Raw genomic sequence first — 22,615 nt, 5'->3', positions numbered from 1 at the left:
AATAGCACCCTATAATGGGACCACCTAATCGTACTTAAAACACAAATAACAAAGATAAGATTATGAAAAAAATACCACTACTAAGTTACATATTCTTTACTGTGCTGTGCTCTATCATAACTCAAGCGCACGCAGCAATTAAGTCAATTGATGAATTTACTACGCAAATGAATCATTTTCCGGGCTATTATTCGTTTTTTTACGATACCCAAAACGGAAAAGTATATTTAAAAGTTGATAAGTTTGAACAACAATTTTTACTGCAGCAAAGCTTGCCTTACGGTATTGGCTCTAACGACATAGGCCTTGATAGAGGTCAGCTTGGTAATACTCACCTTGTGCAGTTTGAGCGTTTTGGCGACAAAGTAATGCTGCGGGCTGTAAATACTTACTATCGTGCCAACACAAGTAACAAGGCCGAACAGCAAAGTATTAAAGAGGCGTTTGCATCAAGTATACTTGCTGGTTTTAAAGTGGTCGCAGAAGATAAAGCCACAGCACTTATTGATTACACACCTTATTTATTAAGTGATGTACACGGCGTAAGCCGAACGCTTGCGGCGCGTAAGCAAGGTAACTTTAGCCTTGATGAGTCACGTAGCGCCGTTTATATGAATCGCTCAAAAGCATTTGTAAAAAACACCGAGCTTGAAGCTGTACTTACATTTGAAGGCACAAAACCAGGTGAATTTGTTCGCCAAGTAAGTGCCGACCCATACTCACTTACCGTACACATGCACCATTCACTTATTCAATTACCAGACGATAACTACACGCCGCGTAAGTTTAATCCGCAATCAGGTTTTTGGAGTATAGAACACAAAGATTACGCAGCACCACTTGGCGAGTCAATGTACGTGCGTTATATACCGCGCCATCGTTTAACTAAAAAGGATTCAAGTTTACCTATTAGTGAGCCTGTTAAACCAATTGTTTATTACCTTGATCCTGGCGTTCCAGAGCCCGTTAAAAGCGCTTTGCTTGAAGGTGGAAAATGGTGGAACGACGCATTTACTGCTGCAGGATATAAAAATGCATTTATAGTAAAAGTGCTGCCAAGTAGCGCCGACCCTATGGATATTCGTTACAACGTCATTCAATGGGTACACCGTGCAACGCGTGGTTGGTCATACGGTAGTTCGGTAATCGACCCACGTACAGGTGAAATACTTAAGGGGCATGTAACACTTGGCTCATTGCGTGTTCGCCAAGATATATTAATTGCCGAAGCACTTGCTGCACCTTATTTAAAAGGCAATGAAGTTGCTAAAAACTTACAAGCAATGGCGCTTGATCGTATTCGCCAATTAAGTGCACATGAAATTGGCCACACGTTAGGTATTTCTCATAACTTTGCGGCATCGGTAGGGGATAGAGCCTCAGTAATGGACTACCCACACCCGCTACTTAGTTTTAATGAACAAGGTAAGCTTGATGTAACGCGCGGCTATGCAACAGGTATGGGCGTGTGGGATACCCAAGTAATTAAATATGGCTACAGCGATTTTACTAACCAAGATGAAAGTGCAGAACTCGCTGCTATTTTAAAGGAGAACAAAACTAAAGGCCTTGAGTTTATATCAGATAGCGACGCTCGTGCTAAAGGTGGCGCGCATCCAACAGCTCATTTATGGGATAACGGCACTAATCCTTCTAAGGAGCTTTTACGCGTACTCGACGTACGTAAAAAAGCACTTTCGCAGTTTGGTATTAATAATATTAAAACGGGCGATGCATTATCGCAATTAGAGGAAAAACTAGTTCCGCTTTATCTGTTTCACCGTTTTCAGGTTGAGGCTGCAGTTAAGCTTATAGCCGGTGTTGATTACGAATACGAAACACGCGACGGCTCACCCGTAAAAGGCGCACAAGTCGTTAATAAAAAAACACAGCAAGAAGCAGTAAACGCTATTTTTGCAACGCTTAAGCCAAGTAACTTATTACTGCCGGAGTCTGTATTATCGCTAATACCGCCAAAAGCGTATGGCGAGTCTAAATCGCGCGAGAGCATAGTTGGGCGCACAGGGTTAACGCTCGATGCAATGGCATTACCAGAAGTTGCAGTGCAGCACAGCTTGTCGCTTTTATTAAATGCACAGCGTTTAAACCGCCTAGCGCAGCAGCAAGCACGCAGTAACGACTTTTATAGCTTAGATGAACTACTTGAAGCGTTATATAGCCAAGTGTTTAACGTGTCGTCGCCAAATACAATGACAGGTAAAATAACTCAGCGCGTGCAATTTTTAACAGCAAAAACGTTGGCTGATTTAGTCGCAAGCGATAGCACAAGCCCTGAAGTGCAAGCGCAGCTACGTTACTACTTAGTTAAGTTGAGTGAAGACTTTAATCAAAACTCAATGCTTAGCAATACCAGTACTGGCGAGAGTGCGTTTAAGCAATATTTAGCTGAGCAAGTAAATCAGTTTTTAATTAAAGGGCAATGGCCAAACAACTTTAAAGTGCTGCCAATCCCACCGGGCTCACCAATTTAGAATAAAAAGTAGAAGCGCTTATTTTTAATCAATCATTTAATCAATCATAAAGCAAAACACCGAGTATATTTATACTCGGTGTTATTTGATTATAAAAATGAATACGTACTCTAAGACTTTATTTGCACTAAATCGTAATCGGCCATACCAGGTACTATTGCTTGTAAGCGAGATTCGGTTACATCGAGTGCATTTAAACATTCGCAATATTCAGAAGCTTTAAGCTCTAATTGATGCGCCTTTTTTTGTAGCGACTTATCAATTTCTCTTGAGATAATATCCATACGTTGCCCCATATCGTTAATACGATCTTCTATATTACCTTCACGCGATTTAAACGCATCTCCAAGTGATACTAAAATAGCACCTAGCGATCCATGCACGGCAGAGTGAATTTGCTGGCTGATCTCTTTAGTAAAAAAATCATCTATTTGCGAAAGTGATTGAGGGGCTATAAAAAAGAAGTCATCACCGCGCTTAAACTTATCCATTAGCGCGCGCTCTACATACTTTAGTTGTGTTTTTAGTACTTCAGGTTCTTTATCTGACATACCTTCAACCACATGCTCAATAGCGCTTAAACCTAAGTTAACACCATCTGTAGCAAGGTTAACTAGCTCGGGGACTGTGTGGCGAATACCATTACTGAATTGTTCGAGTACTTTGCTTTCGTCATCGCTTAAGTCAACCCAATAACCACGAATAAACAACTGGTTATCATTATTAATTTGTACGCGAGTTTGGCCTTTATCTAAGATGCGAATAGTGTCGTCAGTAATAATTAAACCATGACGTAATTCAACATCGCATTGGGCTTGAGCAAAGGCACTGCAGCTTGAGAACGCTATGGACAACGCCAATATCGAACGAGATAAAAACGCCATAAACACCTCAAGAAGACTAAAATGGAAGGCGGGTAGGTTAACAAAAAAACAACTTTATGCAAGTTAAAATAAACCTAGTAGCTATCTCACAGAATAGGTGTGTAGAGCGAATCCTGTGTTTTTTAATACGATGATGATAGTTAAAATTAATAGATAACGATGGGCTTGGTATAGAGAGGCAGAAGGGGGATTAATACCAACCTGCATAAATCTTTGATCAATTTAACGAATTAAATTGCACTATAACGTCGTTAAAAATTTTTTATTTAGAACAACTAGATACAAAAATTTTTGCCTAGTTCTAGCGTAATTTTCTCAACGTTAAATAGACCCCGTATATAAGCAGATTGGTATAACTCATATTTAAATGAGAGGACTTGGCCTTTAAAGTGGCGTTTTAATGTAGCTACGTGCGTAAATTTAGCTTTAATAGCTGACCCCAAATTTACTCTGGAGTCAGCTTAAAAGACTAAAATCTAAATATTTAGTGCGAAACTACTATTAATCGAATTGCATCAAGTTGTAACTGCGTTTTTTCAATATACGTAGTTAGGTCGGTACGTTGCTTATCGTAAAACGTAATTTCTTCTTGGCGAATATTCGGGTTAATTTGCTTAAGGGCAACAAGTCGCTCTTGCTCTTCACTTAGTGACGTTTGCATTTTAACAAGCGACGCTGCACGAATAACTTCAAGCTTTTCTTGTGCCATATCTTTAGCGGTAGCAATCATAGGGTGAACGGCACTTTGCAATGCACCCGCAAGCTTACTTGCTGTTTGACGACCCACTGAAGATAACTGCTGGTTAAAGCCTTCAAAAGCCACATTCTCACCTAAGTTATTACCTGCTTTATCAAGCAATATACGAATTGGTGTAGGCGGTAAAAAGCGACCAACCTGCAATACTTTTGGTGCCATTGCTTCTGCAACAAAAATAAGTTCAACAAAAAAGGTGCCTGGTGGTAACTTTTTATTTTTAAGCAATGCAACCGATGCGCTACCAAAGTCGTCGTCACAAATCATATCCATGGTGCCTTGCACCATTGGGTGATCCCAGCTAACAAAGTGTACGTCTTCTTGCGAAAGCGCTGTGTCGCGATCAAAGGTAACGGTCATACCGTCTTCTTTAAGCGATGGGAATGATGGGTTTAACATATGTTCAGTCGGCTTTAAGATAATGGTATTTTCACCTTTATCTTCTTGGCTTACACCAAAGGTGTCGAACACGTTGATCATGTAACTTGGTAGTTCAAACTGATTGTCGAGTTTTTCGATTTCAGTTACAAGCGAGTCGGCAGCACCTTGACCCGATGAATGCAGCTCAAGTAAACGGTCGCGTCCGCTTTCCATTTTTTTACGCAGTACTGCATTTTGCTGTGCTACTTGCTCAAGTAGTGGATCGAGTTCGTCTTCATCGCAGTTATGCGCAGCAATGTACTCAAGTAGGTCATCACGAAACTCTTTATAAAGCATTTGACCCGTTGACGAGGTAGATTCAAACGCATCTAGACCTTCGTTGTACCAACGTAGCAGTACTTCTTGAGCGGTGTTTTCAAAATATGGCACATGAATGTTCACATCTTGCGTTTGACCTATACGGTCAAGTCGGCCAATACGTTGCTCTAGTAAGTCTGGGTTTAGAGGTAAATCAAACAATACTAAGTGATGTGAGAACTGGAAATTACGACCTTCTGAGCCAATTTCTGAACACAGTAATATTTGTGCATTATCGTACTCATCTGCAAAAAATGCAGCGGCGCGGTCACGCTCAATAATCGACATACCTTCGTGGAATACCGATGCTTTAATTGCTTCGCGTTCACGTAGTATTTGCTCAAGGCTGATAGCTGTTTCAGCTTTAGCACATATAAGCAGTACTTTTTCGCGCTTAAGCGTTTTAAGCGTGTCGATTAACCAATCTACACGTGGGTCAAATAATCCCCAGCTTGCACTTTCGCCTTCAAACTCTTGAAATATTTTTTCAGGAAAAAGAGCGCGGTGTGCACTTAGTTCAGGGTTTTGAATGCCGCCCATGTTACCAAGAACCGACATAGCCGTTTTATACTGCTTTGGCAATGCCATTGGGTAGGCGTGTAATATACGACTTGGGTAGCCATCAATGCCGCTGCGGCTGTTTCTAAATAATATGCGACCTGTACCGTGGCGATCGAGCAGCATGTTAAGTATTTCTTTACGTGCTGGTAAATCACCTTGCTGCGCTTTTGCAAGAATATCGGTAATATCGGTTTCTTTTAATAGCTCAATTAGCGTGGCTTTGGCTGTGTCGTCTAGCCCTTGCTCTTGCAGTAATTGATTTGCAGCTTCAGCAACGTCTTTATAATTTGCTTCTTCTTCTTTAAACACGTCGTAGTCGTAAAAACGGTCTGGATCGAGTAACTGCAAACGTGCAAAGTGACTGCTATGACCAAGTTGATCAGGCGTTGCGGTAAGTAAAATAAGACCCGGAATATCTTGGCTAAGCTCTGCCATACGTTGGTACTCTGAGCTTGGCTTGCCGTTATTTATACTTAGGTGATGGGCTTCATCTATAACTAAAAGATCCCAATCGGCAAGCGTTGCTTGTTCAAACCAGCGTTTTTTCTTGGTTAAAAACTCAAGACTAGTAAGTACCAGCTGCTCTGTATCAAACACGTTTGGAGAATCTGCAAACGCTTCGTCGCAGCGTTCTTCATCAAAAATAGAAAAGTGTAAGTTAAAGCGGCGTAGCATTTCTACTAACCATTGGTGTTGTAGATTTTCTGGTACAACAATAAGTACGCGGCTCGCACGACCACTAATAATTTGTTGATGTAGTATCATGCCCGCTTCAATTGTTTTACCAAGGCCTACTTCATCTGATAAAAGTACGCGAGGTGCAAAACGTTTACCCACTTCTTGGGCAATATAAAGCTGGTGCGGAATAAGATTAGCACGCTGACCAATTAAGCCTTTAATAGGCGATTGTTCACGTTCAAATTTATGTAACCACGTTTGGTAGCGAAGTGTATAGCGATCAAAACGATCGACTTGGCCTGCAAATAAACGATCTTGTGGTTTATTAAACTTAATAAAATGATCTAAAAAGGTTTCTTTAAGCTTGGCAGTTTCGCCGTTATCAACACGGGTGCCGTGATAACACAGTAACTCACCTTGTACTTCAATAGACTCTACTTCTAATTCCCATTCTTCAACGCTTTTGATCACATCGCCAGGATTAAATGCCACACGGGTAACAGGGGCTTCTGCCGAAGAATAAACGCGGCTCTCACCACTGGCAGGAAATAATATGCTGACCTGACGGCCTTCAATGGCAACAACGGTGCCTAATCCTAAATCTGACTCTGTATCACTGATCCAACGCTGACCTAAGGAAAAATTCATGTATGTCTCGTCTATGATGAAAAAGGCGGCTATGTTACCTGTAAGCTAACACCACTGCAAGGCGCTATTTGGCTCACTTTTAATTAATTTTGTAAGTGTTAATTATTACTATTAAAACAACTTGTTTATGACTCTTTTTTAGGTAAATCAAAACTAATTACAGTTTGTAATAAAACGGACTTTTATGACAAATAGACTAAACTTACATTATGCCTTGGCAATTAAGTATTGCAGGTTTAAGTTTTGCCCGTTTTACTTAGTTATTTTGGTATAGCATAAAAATCATAAAACGTAAGGAAAGTGCTATGGAAAAAGCTTCGAACCTTGAAAGTAAAATGTATGTGCTAGATACCAACGTACTACTTCACGAACCCCTCGCTTATTTGTCTTTTCAAGAACATGACGTTGTAATTCCGATGACGGTGCTTGAAGAGCTCGACCACATAAAAGACAGAAAACATGATGTAAGTCGTGACGCGCGGGTCGCCATTCGTGGATTAGATGAAGTACTTAAAAATGCAACACCCGAGCAAATGCTACAAGGCGTGGCGCTGCCGAGTAACAAAAAGGCAAAAGCGAGCTCTGCAGGTACCCTCATTATTGTAAACGACCATTTATTTGCCGACTCTATTTCTGGTTTGCCTGGTAACGAAAACGATCATCGTATTATCAATTGCGCCGTTTACTTACAAAAGCAGCACAGTGATTCAAAAGTAATACTTGTAACAAAAGACATAAACATGCGCTTAAAAGCCAAAGGTGCAGGGCTTAAGTATGTTGAGGATTACCGTACCGACCAACTTATTGACGACATAAGCTTACTCACTAGTGGTTATAAAAAAATTGAAGGTGATTTTTGGGACCATGTAGGAGAATGTAATACAGAGCAACACGGACGCGATACGTTTCATCATGTACCTAAAAACTTAATACCTGATGTATTTTGTAATGAATATTTACTTGATGGAGGGGATCAGTTTGCTGCACGTGTTAAATGCTACGATGACGAACACATAACACTAAAAGATATTGGCGTTGAGCGTTTAATGCATCAGCAGGCATGGGGTGTTAAACCTAAAAATATTTATCAGGGGATGGCGCTTGATGCACTGCTCGATACAAGTATAGAGCTTGTTATTTTAACCGGCCCAGCAGGGTGCGGTAAAACCTTGTTAGCACTTGCCAGCGCCCTTGAAATGGTCATCGAAAAAGGGATTTACGATAAAGTAATCGTCACCCGTAATACGCCAGAAATAGCAGAGTCCATTGGCTTTTTACCCGGCACGGAAGAAGAGAAAATGGCGCCTTGGCTTGCAGCCATTACCGATACATTAGAGGTATTGCACAAAGGCGACGAAAACCCGATATCGAGCCGAAACTACATAATGGAAAAAGCGAATGTACAGTTTAAGTCGGTTAACTTTATGCGTGGGCGTAGTATTCAAAATGCAGTGGTCATTTTAGACGAGAGCCAAAATTTAACGGCTTCTCAGCTAAAAACTATTATTACCCGCTGCGGCGAAGGTACTAAATTAATTTGTACGGGTAACTTGGCGCAAATAGATAGTAACTATTTAACGCCAGTAACATCGGGCTTAACGTACATAGTAGAGCGCTTTAAAAACTTTGAAGGCAGCGCAACTATAAACCTCAATGGTGTGGTGCGTAGTCGCTTAGCGTCATTTGCAGAAGAAAATTTATAACTTGCGCTTAACAAATTGGCTCGATAGTCTATCGATTGATTTTCGAGCCAAATGGCAGACAGTATATTGAATTTTTTACCTCTCAAGCATTATTATCGTTCATTATTTATTGCGCTGTTAGTACCATTGATTGTCGCTTTTTTACTGTGTTTACACTTCTATAATATAAAGCTTGAACGTGCAGTTGAAAAACGCAAAGCCGATTTTACGAATGTTTCAGCACAGGTTACTCACGGGATGGAATCGGTGAGTAATTTACTTACCACCATGTTTAGCTTGTACGAGCAAACAACTTATCCAAAAATAAACCAAAGCTTGCTCGAAGGTATAAATCAATACGATGGTTACTATTATCGTCACTTTAGTGAGCAAGGTACTGAAATTGTAGGTAAGGGGAAGTTTGCGTTATCTGCTAAGGCATTAATGCAGTGGCAAAAGGCGATTACATTAGGGCCTTCGTTTGATACAACGCTTGCGTTAATGCAGTCGTTATCTGGTGTAGCATATGTTGATGATAATGGTTTTGCTTATGTAAGTAGGCACAATAAAAGCCAAAGTTTAATGCTTACTGAAATTCTAAATGGAAAATTTAAACCAAAATTTGCACAAAACAAACTTACTTCAAGTCCTATTGTTAAAGTTAATGACAAATCATATTTTGCTATTGGTCGACAACGAAGCATTGGCTCAGCCGATTACATTATTTTAATTTACGATGTTCAAGCAATTTCGGCATGGTTAAAAAAGATTTCACCGAGTAGTGGTGAATACGTTTTTATGAATCAATCACATCAAATTATCGCCAGCTCTAAACAGTTAATAGAGCAAGCGACAGCGCTAAAAAGTTATTGGCCTGACTTGGCCGAGCACCAGAGTAAAAAAACAGTATTAACTAGTGATAGTAATTACTTTATGCAGCCTATGGATGAGTTACCCATTCATGCCGCATTTTACGAGCACAAACCTCAATTAATAAGCTCAATTAAGTATGAAATATTATTAGAGTTTACTTTTTTAACGTTATTTTTAAGCATTATGTTTGGCGTGTTTTTTTGGTTAAGTCAGCGCATTTTTATAAAACCAATGACTCACTTGATGTCCTATCTTGAGAGTAACGGTACACAACCCCAAGAGCAGCTAAACTACAAAGTACCGTTGAGCTGGCAGCCTTGGTTTTCTAAAGTTAAACGCGTATTTAATAAAAACAAAGAATTGGTTGATTCGTTACAAAGTGCGAATAAGGCGCTGGATGACCAAGTTCAGTTGCAATCAGAAAAACTAAGCCGTAGTTACGAAGCCAAAGAGCGCCACTTGGCTTTGCTCAACACGATGCTAAACAGTGTGCCTGATCTTATTTATTTTAAAAATATTGATGGATCATTTTTAGGATGCAATAAAGCATTTGAGGCATACATTGGCAAAGATCAAACTGCGTTAGTCGGTAAATATGTGGATGATTTAGGCGACAACGATCAGCAAATAAATACGCTTGAAAAACAAGTATTACAAAATAGAAATAGTGTTGAACAGCGAATAGAAACCGATACGAAATCGTATCAGCTTACTATTGCCCCTTTTTATAATGAGCACCAACACCTATTGGGAACTATGGGGATTGGCCGCGATATTACCGAGCAACAGCAAACATTACTGGCTTTAAAAGCGTCAGAATCTAAATTTAGAAGTGCGATTGAATTTGCAGCTAATTGTGTGGTTTTACTTTCGCTAGAGCACACCATATTACAAGTAAATAAAGCAGCAAGAAAGCAGTTTTCTGAACATCCAGTACTGGTTGGGGAGCAGTTAAAAGCACTATTTGATGATTCTCAATGGCAGCAAATAAAAAGTACTTTAGCGCAATTGCTAGATGATAAAAAACGCGTGTACCACTTAACTTTATCGCAAGGGCGGCTAGCAAGCTGGTTGCAACTGAGTGTATCGCTTGTATGGGATGAAAACCGCGATCCAGCCTATTATGTTATTCACATTCAGGATGTGAGTGCGCTAACTAAATCAAAACTAGATGCTGAGCGGGCAACTCTAGCTAAAAGCCGCTTTATAGCCAATTTAAGCCATGAAATACGCACCCCGCTTAACGCTGTTTTAGGGTTGCTTGATATGCTAATTGAGCAAGGGTTAACGCAAAAGCAATTACAGCAAACTGACCAAGCTAAGCATGCTGCACAAAGCTTATTACTAATGCTCAATAGAATGCTTGATTTTGCACGTATAGAAAGTTCGCAAACTGATTTAAAACAAGCATCTTTTAGTATGGTTGAGTTGGTGGATATCTGCGAAAGTTTAACGGCTCCATTGTGCGAAGGAAAAGGTATTGAATTTGTTATTGATATCGACCCATTAATAGCGCCTGATTTGATATGCGACAGTATTCGTTTACAGCAAATATTAGGTAACTTATTAACTAATGCTGTTAAGTTTACGAAAACAGGTTCTATCACTTTAAAAATGGAACTTATTGAAAGCGATAGCCTAGAGCAGCAACACATTTGCTTTAAAGTAATTGATACGGGGATGGGTATAGATGAAGCCGATCAAAGGCGTTTATTTGACGCCTTTACGCAAGGTGATGAGTCTTCAACACGTATACATCATGGTGTTGGGTTAGGTTTAGCGATTGTTAAACATGCGGTGTCATTAATGGGAGGGGAGATTGCTTTAAAGAGTAAAAAAGGCCATGGCTGTGAGTTTTACTTCAGCGTTAGCTTTTTGGTTGATACCACTAAAAATACGATGTTACCGACTAATACATTGGCTATTTTATCGGATCAAAGTAAAGAGCTTAAGCAAGTAACAAATGCTTATGCAAAGCTTGCTAATATTAATTTAGATGAAGTACTCAAATACCCAATTAAGCTCTCCAATACTCAGCAAATAATAATCGATGCGGCCGATTTACCTGCACTTTTAAATGTTGAAGCAATTAATGATTCGTTATCAGCTAAAGAAACATCGGTAATTATTATTAATCATCAGCACACACTTAATTTACCAACAAGTGAGCATTTAGCTGCGCATCACGTTAAAGCATCGGCATTGGGACAAAGGCTATTTAGCTTGAACTCTCAGCAACAGCCTAAAGCTAGTACCAATGCCGTAATATATAATATTGCTGAAACTAAAGTTGATATATCGGGTCTACTTGTATTAGCCATTGATGATAATCAACTTAATTTAGAAATAATTAGCAGTGTATTACGCCAAGCAAACGTAAGTGTTGTTACTGCTTTAAGCGCATCTATCGGCATGGAATTATTGCAAGTTTTAAAGCCTGACTTAATATTGATGGATGTGCAAATGCCGCAAATAGATGGCTGCCAAGCTACGGCTTTAATTCGTCAACAGTTTGACGCAAAGCAACTGCCTATTTTTGCTTTAACGGCTCATTGTGAACCCGCTGATATTGAACGTTCTTTAAAGTGCGGTATGAATAAGCATTTAACTAAACCAGTTGTTGCTAAGGTACTTATTGATGCAATTGCCGATTTAAACTTAGTTAAACCAAGCTTTTTTGAAAAATCATTCGCATTAACGCAGTTTAGTATGGATGAAAAGCTCCTCAATACAATGATTGGTAAATTTGCTAATTTATGCGAAACCCAGCTATTGCAAATAGAAGAAACAACCAATAAGGATGATTTGGTACGCTTAGTGCATAGTATAAAAGGTGTAGCAGGTAATTTAGGCTTTAGACGATTGTCTCACTGCGCTTTATTGTGTGAAAGAACACTTAAAACAACTAACAAGCCTGTTGAAATAACACTGAAAGAGCTTATTATGCAGTTAGAACAGGTAATTGTTTTTATAAAAGGGGTAGGGGCTAGGGATGTCGAAAAGAGCTAAAGTACTTATTGTAGATGATGATCCAATCAACAGATTAGTACTTGAAAAAACACTTAAAGTAGAACACGACGTATTCTTAGTTGAAAGTGGTGAAAAAGCACTGACCTTTGTAAAAACTGCGCAAGTTGATTTAATTATCCTTGATGTGATTATGCCAGGAATTGACGGCTATGAAGTGCTTGTGCAACTTAAAGAAAATCCGATAACTCAATCGATCCCCGTTATATTTATATCAGCTAATCGTAGCCATGACGACGAAGCTAAGGGCCTAGAGCTCGGTGCTATGGATTATATCACCAAGCCATTTAGCCCTTCTATTGTGCGTGTTAGGGTTCGTAACCAGTTACTTATAAAGCAAAAAAATGATCTGCTAGAAATGTTAGCCTCAATCGACGGCTTAACTGAAATCCCAAATAGACGCTACCTAGACGAAAACTTAGCTCGTGAATGGCGCCGAAGTAAACGCAGTGGAACCCCGCTATCGGTGTTACTTATGGATATAGACCACTTTAAGCGTTACAACGATTGCTACGGACATCGTGCTGGCGATGAATGTTTAAAGGATGTTGCACAAGCACTCGCAGCTCAATGTGAACGTGGTAGTGACTTTATAGCTCGTTATGGTGGTGAAGAATTTGCAGCTGTATTACCTGGAATGAATAGGCATGAGGCTATGGAGTTTGCTAACAAATTACGCAATGCTGTAAATGCTTTGAATATAGAACATAAAGGCTCATTAAATGCAGACCACATCACTATTAGTATAGGTATCGCCACCACTCAAAGTGGTAAAGTGTATGCTGAGCAAGCGTTATTAGAAGAGGCCGATTTAGGCCTATATGCCGCTAAAGATGCAGGGCGAGATAGAATAGTTGCACTCTAAAAACTTAATATACAAAAACGCCAATATTCATATATTGGCGTTTTTGTATCAAACATTTTTTATTGGTTACTGCGTGATCATACCTAAAGCGGTTTCACCAATGCCCACTAACTTATCATTTTTAAATACAAGTGGCGTACATTCATCTTTCGTTGTTTTAGAATCTGAATGTTTGCTATGAGTTACATAAAAAAGTACTTGGTATACATCGTCATCTTTTTTTAATAGCTCTGTGAAATTAGGCGTTTTTAATTGCGTCAAAACAGATTGGTAACTGCTATCCATTTTTAGCTCTGATATAACTTCACGATTATTTTTATGTTGTGCTTGCCAGCTAGATGAATTCTTACCAGCCCAATGAGTCTCAGCTTCACCATCTGATACGGCAATAACACAGCCTGTTAAAAATGGAGCGATTAAAGCGGCTGCTAAAAGTGATTTTTTCATTTTTATTTACCTTAATAAGATTTTTAATTGGTTATTAGCTGTATTAAAGCAAAGAGTAGACCATATTTATAAGTTGTTATTAATCAGTTTGTTAAGTGGGTTAAGCTGTTTTTATCTAATAAAATATTAAATGTATTAGTAAAAACAGCCATTTTTTAGCTTATTTGATTACTACAATAAAATCACTACACCAAGCGGTTGCGTGATTCGCCTTTATTAAATGCAGCAATATTTAAACTTACTTCATTAATTAAACGCACAATAGATTCGGTGCTTGCCCATGCTATATGTGGAGTAAGTAAAAGGTTATTACCTTTGTAATTAGCAAGTGGGTTTGAAAGCTCAGCTGGTTCTTTAGTTAGTACATCAACACCGGCTCCAGCAATTAGGTTTTGCTCAAGCGCTGTCGCTAAGTCGGATTCGTTAATAATTCCACCACGTGCTGTATTAATAATTATAGCGCTTGGCTTCATCATTTTAAGCTCATTAAGTGCAATTAAATCACGTGTTTCATCTGTTAGCGGACAGTGTACGCTGATTATATCGGCTGTTTTAATGACGTCTTCAAAAGGCGTACGACCGTCGCGACATTTAACACCTTTGCGCTCTGCAACAATAACATTTGCGCCAAATGCCTCAGCCACTTTAGCAACGCCTTTACCTAGCGTACCACCGCCTATAATGGCAAATGTTTTACCTTGTAAGTCGTTAAAGCTGTAATCGAGTATGCAAAACATTTCACTTTTTTGCCACGCGCCTTGCTGGCAATCCGCCTGATAGCGGTGTGTGTTACCCAGTAAGTTAGTAATTAAAGAAAACGTATGTTGAACAACAGAAGGTGTTGAATAGCCAGCTACATTAGTTACGGCAATACCAAATTCTTTAGCGGCTTCTAGATCAACATTATTAGTACCAGTTGCACTTACACAAATTAATTTAAGCTGTGTAAGTTTGCTAATAGTGTCGCGGTTTAAAACGGCTTTATTAGTGATTAATACATCAGCACCTTGGCAATGTTCAATAACTTGCTCTGGGCTAGTAAGTTCATAAGTCGTTAATTTACCAAGTTGTTCAATACCAGTAAGAGACGTTTTAGCTAACGTTGCGTTATCAAGAATAGTAATGTTCATTATGAGCCCTAAAATAAGTGGATCTGAAAGAGTTAAAATCGTAAAAAGATGCCTACGATCCATCAAAAATCTAAAATACGAGCTTAAGGTACTACGAAAGAAAGGCTTTGTTAATGGTATTACTACCAAATGATTAGAGGGCTTTGTATTAGTGGTCTGCCCACTAGCAGATTGAGAACATGGTATTTTGCTAGACTGATCAGATTTTTGCACTTTTAAGCAAGCTCATGGTCATAGAAGGTAATTAAACTCGGCTTTAAAGCAAGTTGCTAAAAATAAAAATCGTTTTTTTTGGTTATTTCGCATTTTAGATTGGCTGAGTTATAATCGGATATAGACATAAACGGTGCGCTTTGGCGTACCGTTTTTTAACACTGTAGATGTAGTAATGAGTGAATTAGAAGATAAATACGCAGATATACGCCCATACAACGACGACGAAGTTGCGGCGTCGCTTACACGTTTAATTAACGATGATGCGTTTATTGATGTAATAGCAAAGTATAATTTACCGCGCTTTTTATCGGCAGTGCCTTTTATTGCGCGTCCAATGGTAAGAAGTCAGTTACGCAAAAAATGGGGCAAAGTAAGCACCGTTGAAGATGTGCAAAATGAAGTGGCACAATACTTAGATAAACTAGTGAAACGCACCACATCAAAAGTTACCTTTTCTGGGTTAGAACAGTTAGATGCTAACCAGGCCTATTTATTTATTTCAAACCACAGAGACATAGTGCTTGATCCTGCATTAGTTAACTGGGGTTTATACCAACATAAAATGAAAACAGTGCGTATTGCTATTGGCGATAATTTATTGCAAATACCTTACATTACTGAGCTTATGCGTCTAAATAAAAGCTTTATAGTTAAGCGCTCTGCTAAAGCACCAAAAGAGATGTTAAAAGCACTGACTCAATTATCGTCATACATTTACGATTCTGTGGTCGGTGGAAATTCTATTTGGATTGCGCAAAAAGAAGGGCGTGCAAAAGACGGTTTTGATCAAACTGATCCTGCGCTTTTAAAGATGCTGCAATTAAATGGGCGTAAACAAAAGAAAGAGTTTGGCGATTATATTAAAGAGTTAAAAATAGTGCCTGTTTCTATTTCTTATCAATATGAGCCGTGTGCAATTGCTAAAGCCAAAGAGCTTTACCACAAGCAGCATCATGGTGAGTACGTTAAATCGGCTGGTGAAGATATTGCGAGCATTGTTGAAGGCTTTAGTACTGCTAAAGGGCACGTGCATTTAGCATTTGGGCAACCAATTGAATCTAAATGTGATAGTGCTGAAGAGCTTGCTAAAACAATTGATAGGCAAATTGTTGATTCGTTTTATTTACACCCAGGCAATTACATCGCTGGTGGTTGTAAAGATGCGGTAATAGACTCTCCTGATACAGCGACATTTGAACAACGTTTAGCCTGTGTACCTGAAGAGTTAAAACCATTAGTGCTAGCTATGTACGCTAAGCCATTTCACCGTAAAACAGAGATAAATACTAATAGCTGTGAACATTAATACTCACAGCTCAATGAAACTAAGCAGCAATTAAATTGCTGCTTTTTTTTTGCTCAAAAATAACGCTATACTAATACCTCTTCTTCAACTGGGCGGTACTTATGCATGCAACAAATTGAAATATTTGATATTCCAAGTCCTTGCAAGAGTATTTGCTTAGTTAATAACAGAGGGTATTGCAAAGGGTGTTATCGTAGTCGGGATGAACGCTTTTCGTGGAATACCTTAACGAACGACCAAAAAAAGAAGGTGCTTAGTTTGTGCCAGCAGCGCTACAAACGTTATCTTCAAAAAAAGCAGCAAAATGCAGTGCCAAGCACACAGGCGCAGCAGCAAGGGTTCGACTTTTAAAAGCTTAATCCATACTTGGCTCTTAGTGCGTACACAGTGCCATTGTTAGTTAAGTTAATTAATGACATTTTAAGCTTTTCTACCAAGTTTTCATTACGCTTATTTAAATAATGATAAAGCGGATAAGTATTCAGCACTTCTTTTACAAAGCAACCTTGAGGTGAAGGTAGCTCATTGTTTTGCATTATAAAATTAATCATTAAAGCTCCCTGTACTTTTTTCTGAGCAAGCAAATTAAGTTGGGTATTCATGCTTTTAACTTTAATAATATTCCCTGCAAACTGTGTGCTTGCTAAATAATGTTCTTGGACAGGGTAGCCATCAACAATTGCGACGCTATCGAGCTGTTCTAAACTGCTAGGTAAACAGTTTTTATATAATACTAAGTCAAACTTAAAGAGCTCATAATCGACCCTAATCAAGTTTTCGTAATTTTCTTCAACGCTTGCATCTCTTCCTAACTGCCCATCAAGTACGCCATTATTTGCAGCTAGCAAAGCATTTTGGTGACTAAAATCGATTATATGTATTTTAAAACCGATATCTGCGTATGCTAACTTTAATAACTCTAAGGCATAATCAGCTTGTGGTGTACTTTGCGGACGATTAAAAGTGAGGTTGTATTGATGACTAAAACAAGAGGCACTAAAAAATAAATTTACCAATAATAACAAGATACTAAAATGTCTATTCATTATCAGTTCCAATTACTACAGAAATAAATAAAATAAGACGCGTATAATAACAAGGAGATTACCTCTTGCCCAGTTTCGGGGTTAATCAAATAATTTTAAAAGCGAATGAGGAAGTATTGTGAGTTTTAATTTATGCCTATTGCCACGTGAAGAAAAATACCAAATTCAGTTAGATTATGAAGCGTCTTTTTGGGCGTATCAAATTAAGCGAAATAAAAAAACGAGAGAGCAAGTTTATAATACAATCCATAGCCGTCCAATGGCTGAACAAATGGTTTTGAAGCAAAAATTTGAGCAATATTTAGCGCTAATGCTTAGCTAAGTGTTGATATAAAAATGTATATAGTTGAATTGCTGGATGGGCTAAAAGTTCCACTCGTTAATAAATTTTATAAAAAACATAATGTAAGAGGACGGGCTAATAAACAAGATAAGGTATGGGTTACTTACTATAATAATGAAATAGTTGCAGCATGTAGGCTGCAAGATAAAACAGAGTTTTTATTTTTATCTACCGTGTTTGTTGCGCTGGAACATCGCGGTAAAGGTGTTGCTAAACAGCTATTATCAACACTCTTAAAGTCGCAAGATAAGATGATTAATACCTTCGCATATAAAAACGTAGTTGATTTATATTGTGCTATTGGTTTTAACCAGGTGTTAACATATACTCTTGCTTTACAAGTACTTTTTGATACTTACAAACATCGAAATATAGTCGCTCTAGAGTACCCATAATAATAAATAATAATATGGAATAAGCATGAGTAAATGCGTTAATGGGATCATTAGTTGCTTTGTAGTTTTAATAACTATCCTAAGTTGCCAAGTAGGCGCACAAGTAAAACGTTTATCTCCAAGCGAAGGCTTATCGCAAAGCTACGTTAATACAATGCTTATCGACACTAATGGTTACCTTTGGCTTTCTACTGAGGCTGGGCTTAATCGTTATGATGGCTATCAAGTTATTCCAATAAACGGCCCTAATGGTGAATTAGAAGAAGCGATCATTGATCGTATTTACCAAGACCCTCAAGGGCACATTTGGATAGCCTCTTTACTTGCAGGCCTATTTAGATACGACCCCGTAACAGATTCATATCAGCAATTTCTAGAAAAACCTACCAGTGAAGAAGAAATTATCAATCAGTCTGTTTTTAGTATGGTGGCAGTTGATAAAAAAACACTTTGGATTGGGCGAGGCCGCGATTTTGCAAAGCTTGATATCGCAACCGGAAAAATCACAACTATTTTTGAGCTGCCTGCTAAATATAAAAATACCCTTGTGAGAAAGCTGTTTGCTTACAATGGTTATATATTTATAGGTACAAGCCATGGCGCATACGTATTTGATATTGCCACAGAGCAAGTTAGACCCCTGCAGCATTTAAAAGGTGAAGCTGAACATATTTACCAAAATAATGTTAAGTCTTTCGCATTAGGTGAAAATAAACAGTTGTTAGTAGGGGCGGTACAAGGCTTATACGAAGTTGATATTAGTAACTTATCAAAAATGTTTGAACGCCCAGATTTACCTTTTAAAAGTAAAGTATTACTAAGCGATTTAAATGTTTGGAGCATAGTAAACGAACACGGAACAATAGATTTAGCTACCGACAAAGGCTTGTTTAAATTTGATTTAAACACCGGGGAGATGATTAAAAACACTCGAATAGCCCAAAGTAAGTACACACTTGCCGATACCAGTATTATTGATATGGCAAAAGATAAATCGGGTGGTACGTGGGTTGCGACTAAAACCGACGGTGCGTTTTACTTATCTCATGACAGCTACCATTTTAATAATGTCGATGGCACTTTGCTCGGGGGGGATGGTTTATCGCATCACTCTATCTGGGGAATTACCGAATATAAAGACAAGCTTTGGCTTGCAACGCATAACGGTATTACCGAGGTTGATTTAAAAACAAATATTGGTAAAGCTTATTTAAAAGATTACAAAGTCGACTTACTCACCACTGAGTTTACCGTATATGAAATAACGCCTTATAAAAATAATTTATGGCTTTATACAAATCGTGGTTTGTTTATTTTTGACCCTGTAACGCATCAAGTTAGTGAACCTAAAGTACATAACCCTGCTAATCAGGAGCTAATTACCGGTAGGGTACATGGCGTTACATTAATGCCAAATGGCGATCTATACTTTGTGCACTCAGATCATGGGGTATTTATATACAATATAGATTCTCAAGTAATAACGCGTTTGGGTGGTCAGTTTGATCAATTTGAACCCTTTTTAGCCCATGGCTTTTTACCTGCGCTGAGCAATAAACCAGATTCACCATTATTTTTTAATGCCGGTATTTTATACCAAGTAAACCCAAGTGATTTAGCACTTAAAATGATTTATAAAGTGCCAAAACAGCATGAAAACGTAGCCATTAGTGTGCTTTCTTACTTAATTGATAACAACAATATATTGTGGATATCACTTTCTAATTTCGGCTTAATAGGCCTTGACGCATCTACTTATCAATTAGTCCATACAATTGATTTAGAGAGGAATAAATTAGGCACTCTGCTATACGATATGGTGCTAGATGATGATGGCATGATCTGGATGAGTAGCCATAAAGGTATTTGGCGATTAAACCCAGAAACACTTCATTTTCAGCAGTTTTCTACATCTGAAGGGCTACTCTCTGCTGAGTTTAATAGTAACGCAATGGCACAGCTTAAAGATGGCCATATTGCGTATGGTAGCTTAAAAGGCTTTACCTACTTTCATCCAATGGAGAACCAAAATTATCAATCGCTTATTGATCACGTAAATATTACGCGAGTAGATTTAATGTCACGAGATTTATCGCTTGATTTAAAACAACCGCTCAACGAGGTTGTGTTAAACCATGATGATATAGGGCTTGAAGTTGCATTTTCGGCCATGGCATTTAGTAATCAAGAACGCATCATTTATGAGTATCAACTCGATAACGGACAAAAAAGTTATACCCGAAATAACAACCGTGTATTGTTTCCAAAATTGAATCCAGGTAATTATCAATTAAAAGTTTGGGCTAAAGACCCCCTGACTGGCGAATATACCTCGCCTGCTATTTTAAAAATAAAAGTAAAGTATCCGCTTTGGCGTGCACCTTATTTTATGGTGCTTTACGGCATGCTGTTTATTGGCTTTGTTGCTATGTGGGTTATGCGCCGTAATAAAATTCAGCGTATTTTATTGGCAGCAAATAAAGAAAGTAAAGAAAGCGAAGCCCGTCTAAAGCTAGCGCTTGAAGGTAGCGAATCGGGTGTTTGGGATTGGGAATCAAGCAATCCAAGTATTTACCAACCTCGCTTAGCGAGTGAGTTAGGCTACGAAAATGAAACCGTGAGCCTAGATGAATATTTATCTAAAATTCATCCGCAAGACAAACAGCTATTTCGCTTAGAGTGGCTTGAGTTTTTATCTACCGATAAAGGTTACTTTAATTGTACCTACCGCCTGCGCCATGCAAAAGGCTATTGGCGCTGGTATAAGGATTTTGGAAAAGTCGTTGAATGGGATGATAAAACGCCACAAAAAGTAGCGGGTACCTACACAAATATGACCCGTGAGATGGTGTTTGAAGAACACGCTTTACTATTTACGGCAGCATTTGAGCAAACACGTGATTGGGTGTTTATCCTCGATAAAAATTTAAATATTCGGGCTTCTAATAAATCACTGCAAACCGCCTTTAACTTCTCTGCTGAGTCGTTATCTAGTCGAGCATTAAATTTAGGTATATCGCGCAGCAATCGTTTTGATTATTTACGCATAATGCAAAAGCTATCTATTGGAGAGCATTTTTCGTGTGAAGACAGTGTAGTTTTAGCAAGTGGTGAGTCGCGTCATGTACTTGTGAAAATAAGTGCAGTGGCGGATAACGAACAGCGCCTTAATAGCTATGTCATTATTTTAACCGATATAAATGCACAAAAATCAGCCGAAAACGAGCTGCACTTATTGGCCAACTACGATGCCTTAACAGGGTTGCCAAATCGTACATTATTTAATGACCGCGTTGAACACGCCCTTGAGCAAGCAAAATTTCACGAATGTAAAGTCGCTTTATTACATATAAATATCAAGCGTTTTAAATACTTTAATGACTCTTTGGGGCATGCAGTTGCTGATGAGCTAATTAAAGAAGTTGCTGAGCGTTTAAAATGCTCCTTGCGTCCGTCTGATAGTGTTGCTCGATTTGGTGGCGATGAATTTGTAGTGCTGGTGGAAGATATTCAGCAAATCGAACAAGTACTCATTATATGCACTAAGTTGATGGATTGTGTGAATCAAAATATTACGATTAATGGCCAAGTTGTAAACGTTAATTTAAGTATTGGTGTGTCTATATCACCAGATGATGCACAGCAAGGCTCTGCGCTTTTAAAAGCTGCGAGCATAGCGTTATATCATGCAAAAGACTCTTTAGAGGGCCGTTATCAGTTTTATAAGCAAGAGATGAATCAGCATGTTCAAAGAGCGTTGCATCTTGAGTCTCAGCTAACTAAAGCGTATCAAGAAGAAGAATTTTGTAATTACTACCAGCCTATCATTAACGCTGAAAGTCAAAAAACAGAAGGCTTTGAAGTACTGCTGCGTTGGCCTGAAAATAAGCTTGTGCAAACTCAAGAGTTTTCGGTGGCAGCAGAAGGTATAGGCCTAATTACAAAAATTATGCTGCAGACTTTTGCGCGCGCTTTATTAGAGCTAAAAGAGTGGCGAAAAGCCTCACCTAGCCTGTATTTATCTATTAATTTATCGGCTCTTGATTTTGAGTTTAAAGATCTTGTTCCTGAAATTAAAAAAGCGTTAAGTAATTCAGGAGTGTCGTCTGAGGCAATTGTTTTTGAAATAACCGAATCAATATTAATGCGTGATTCAAAAGAAGCGCTACACAGCATGGAACAACTTAAAAAGTTGGGCTGTAGATTGTACATGGATGATTTTGGTACGGGTTACGCATCGCTTACTTATTTAAAGCGTTTTCCTATTGATGTATTAAAAATAGATAGAAGCTTTGTACAAGACATAGGCATAGATTCTGACGATGAAGCTATTATTCAATCAATACTCGCGCTTGCAGATAGTTTAGGTAAAGAATGTGTAGCTGAAGGCGTAGAAAGCTCGCACCAACTCGCCTTTTTAAAGGCGCGAGGATGCATGCATTTTCAAGGGTACTTATTTAGTAAACCGGTACCTAATACCGAAGTACTACCGCTTATTAATCGCAATTGGAGTGATATATTTAATTAATA

General features: G+C 38.5%; 14 protein-coding genes. 9 read left to right on the top strand and 5 right to left on the bottom strand.

The genetic code is table 11. From position 1 onward, the window contains the following. The first annotated feature begins 62 nt into the window (after positions 1-62). Positions 63-2,492, top strand: a complete 2,430-nt coding sequence (locus I6F66_RS08825; protein WP_197209121.1) for a zinc-dependent metalloprotease — start codon at positions 63-65, stop codon at positions 2,490-2,492. Positions 2,493-2,602: 110 nt separating this feature from the next. On the opposite strand, the gene I6F66_RS08820 is transcribed toward I6F66_RS08825, so the two are convergent. Together I6F66_RS08820 and rapA are read right to left on the bottom strand one after the other, a co-directional pair. After that, positions 2,603-3,376, bottom strand: coding sequence for a YggN family protein (locus tag I6F66_RS08820; protein ID WP_197209120.1), 774 nt, complete (start codon positions 3,374-3,376; stop codon positions 2,603-2,605). Positions 3,377-3,860: 484 nt separating this feature from the next. After that, a complete protein-coding gene (gene rapA, locus I6F66_RS08815; protein WP_197209119.1) occupies positions 3,861-6,755 on the bottom strand; it encodes an RNA polymerase-associated protein RapA in 2,895 nt (964 codons plus the stop codon). A gap of 305 nt (positions 6,756-7,060) precedes the next feature. Here rapA and I6F66_RS08810 point away from each other — a divergent pair, with 305 nt between their 5' ends. From I6F66_RS08810 to I6F66_RS08800, 3 genes are read left to right on the top strand one after another with little or no spacing between them, the layout of a single operon-like run. Beyond that, a complete protein-coding gene (locus tag I6F66_RS08810; protein ID WP_166419690.1) occupies positions 7,061-8,458 on the top strand; it encodes a PhoH family protein in 1,398 nt (465 codons plus the stop codon). A gap of 51 nt (positions 8,459-8,509) precedes the next feature. Beyond that, a complete protein-coding gene (locus I6F66_RS08805; RefSeq protein WP_197209118.1) occupies positions 8,510-12,319 on the top strand; it encodes a PAS domain-containing hybrid sensor histidine kinase/response regulator in 3,810 nt (1,269 codons plus the stop codon). Continuing rightward, the gene (locus I6F66_RS08800; RefSeq protein WP_007581985.1) at positions 12,303-13,202 is read left to right on the top strand and encodes a diguanylate cyclase; all 900 of its coding nucleotides are present in this window, start codon (positions 12,303-12,305) and stop codon (positions 13,200-13,202) included. The genes I6F66_RS08805 and I6F66_RS08800 overlap by 17 nt, the downstream gene beginning before the upstream one ends. Before the next feature lie 66 nt (positions 13,203-13,268). On the opposite strand, the gene I6F66_RS08795 is transcribed toward I6F66_RS08800, so the two are convergent. Both I6F66_RS08795 and I6F66_RS08790 read right to left on the bottom strand, forming a co-directional pair. Beyond that, positions 13,269-13,649 carry a DUF3192 domain-containing protein gene (locus tag I6F66_RS08795; protein ID WP_007586943.1) on the bottom strand — a complete coding sequence of 127 codons (381 nt, stop codon included), beginning with the start codon at positions 13,647-13,649 and terminating at the stop codon, positions 13,269-13,271. A 185-nt stretch (positions 13,650-13,834) separates the two neighbouring features. After that, positions 13,835-14,779 carry a D-2-hydroxyacid dehydrogenase gene (locus I6F66_RS08790; RefSeq protein WP_007586942.1) on the bottom strand — a complete coding sequence of 315 codons (945 nt, stop codon included), beginning with the start codon at positions 14,777-14,779 and terminating at the stop codon, positions 13,835-13,837. A 388-nt stretch (positions 14,780-15,167) separates the two neighbouring features. Between I6F66_RS08790 and I6F66_RS08785 the strand changes: the two genes are divergently transcribed. Together I6F66_RS08785 and I6F66_RS08780 are read left to right on the top strand one after the other, a co-directional pair. Continuing rightward, a complete protein-coding gene (locus I6F66_RS08785) occupies positions 15,168-16,301 on the top strand; it encodes a 1-acyl-sn-glycerol-3-phosphate acyltransferase (RefSeq protein WP_024590668.1) in 1,134 nt (377 codons plus the stop codon). Positions 16,302-16,406: 105 nt separating this feature from the next. After that, complete coding sequence (locus I6F66_RS08780) at positions 16,407-16,652, top strand: DUF1289 domain-containing protein (RefSeq protein ID WP_007586940.1); 246 nt, start codon at positions 16,407-16,409, stop codon at positions 16,650-16,652. Here I6F66_RS08780 and I6F66_RS08775 read toward each other — a convergent pair. Next, the gene (locus I6F66_RS08775; protein ID WP_007586939.1) at positions 16,649-17,347 is read right to left on the bottom strand and encodes an ABC transporter substrate-binding protein; all 699 of its coding nucleotides are present in this window, start codon (positions 17,345-17,347) and stop codon (positions 16,649-16,651) included. The two genes, I6F66_RS08780 and I6F66_RS08775, sit on opposite strands and share 4 nt — an antisense overlap. Before the next feature lie 118 nt (positions 17,348-17,465). Between I6F66_RS08775 and I6F66_RS08770 the strand changes: the two genes are divergently transcribed. The 3 genes from I6F66_RS08770 to I6F66_RS08760 are packed head-to-tail and all read left to right on the top strand — an operon-like array spanning position 17,466 to position 22,613. Then, positions 17,466-17,669: a DUF3283 family protein gene (locus I6F66_RS08770; RefSeq protein ID WP_002962585.1), complete on the top strand. Its 204-nt coding sequence runs from the start codon at positions 17,466-17,468 to the stop codon at positions 17,667-17,669. Between the two features lie 14 nt (positions 17,670-17,683). Then, positions 17,684-18,085: a GNAT family N-acetyltransferase gene (locus tag I6F66_RS08765; protein WP_010553303.1), complete on the top strand. Its 402-nt coding sequence runs from the start codon at positions 17,684-17,686 to the stop codon at positions 18,083-18,085. A 25-nt stretch (positions 18,086-18,110) separates the two neighbouring features. Further along, a complete protein-coding gene (locus I6F66_RS08760; protein ID WP_165722136.1) occupies positions 18,111-22,613 on the top strand; it encodes an EAL domain-containing protein in 4,503 nt (1,500 codons plus the stop codon). The last annotated feature ends 2 nt before the right edge of the window (positions 22,614-22,615 follow it).

The sequence above is a fragment of the Pseudoalteromonas sp. NZS100_1 genome (genome assembly GCF_015864285.1).
GTDB lineage: Bacteria > Pseudomonadota > Gammaproteobacteria > Enterobacterales > Alteromonadaceae > Pseudoalteromonas > Pseudoalteromonas arctica.
This window is presented reverse-complemented; position numbering and strand designations above follow the sequence as displayed.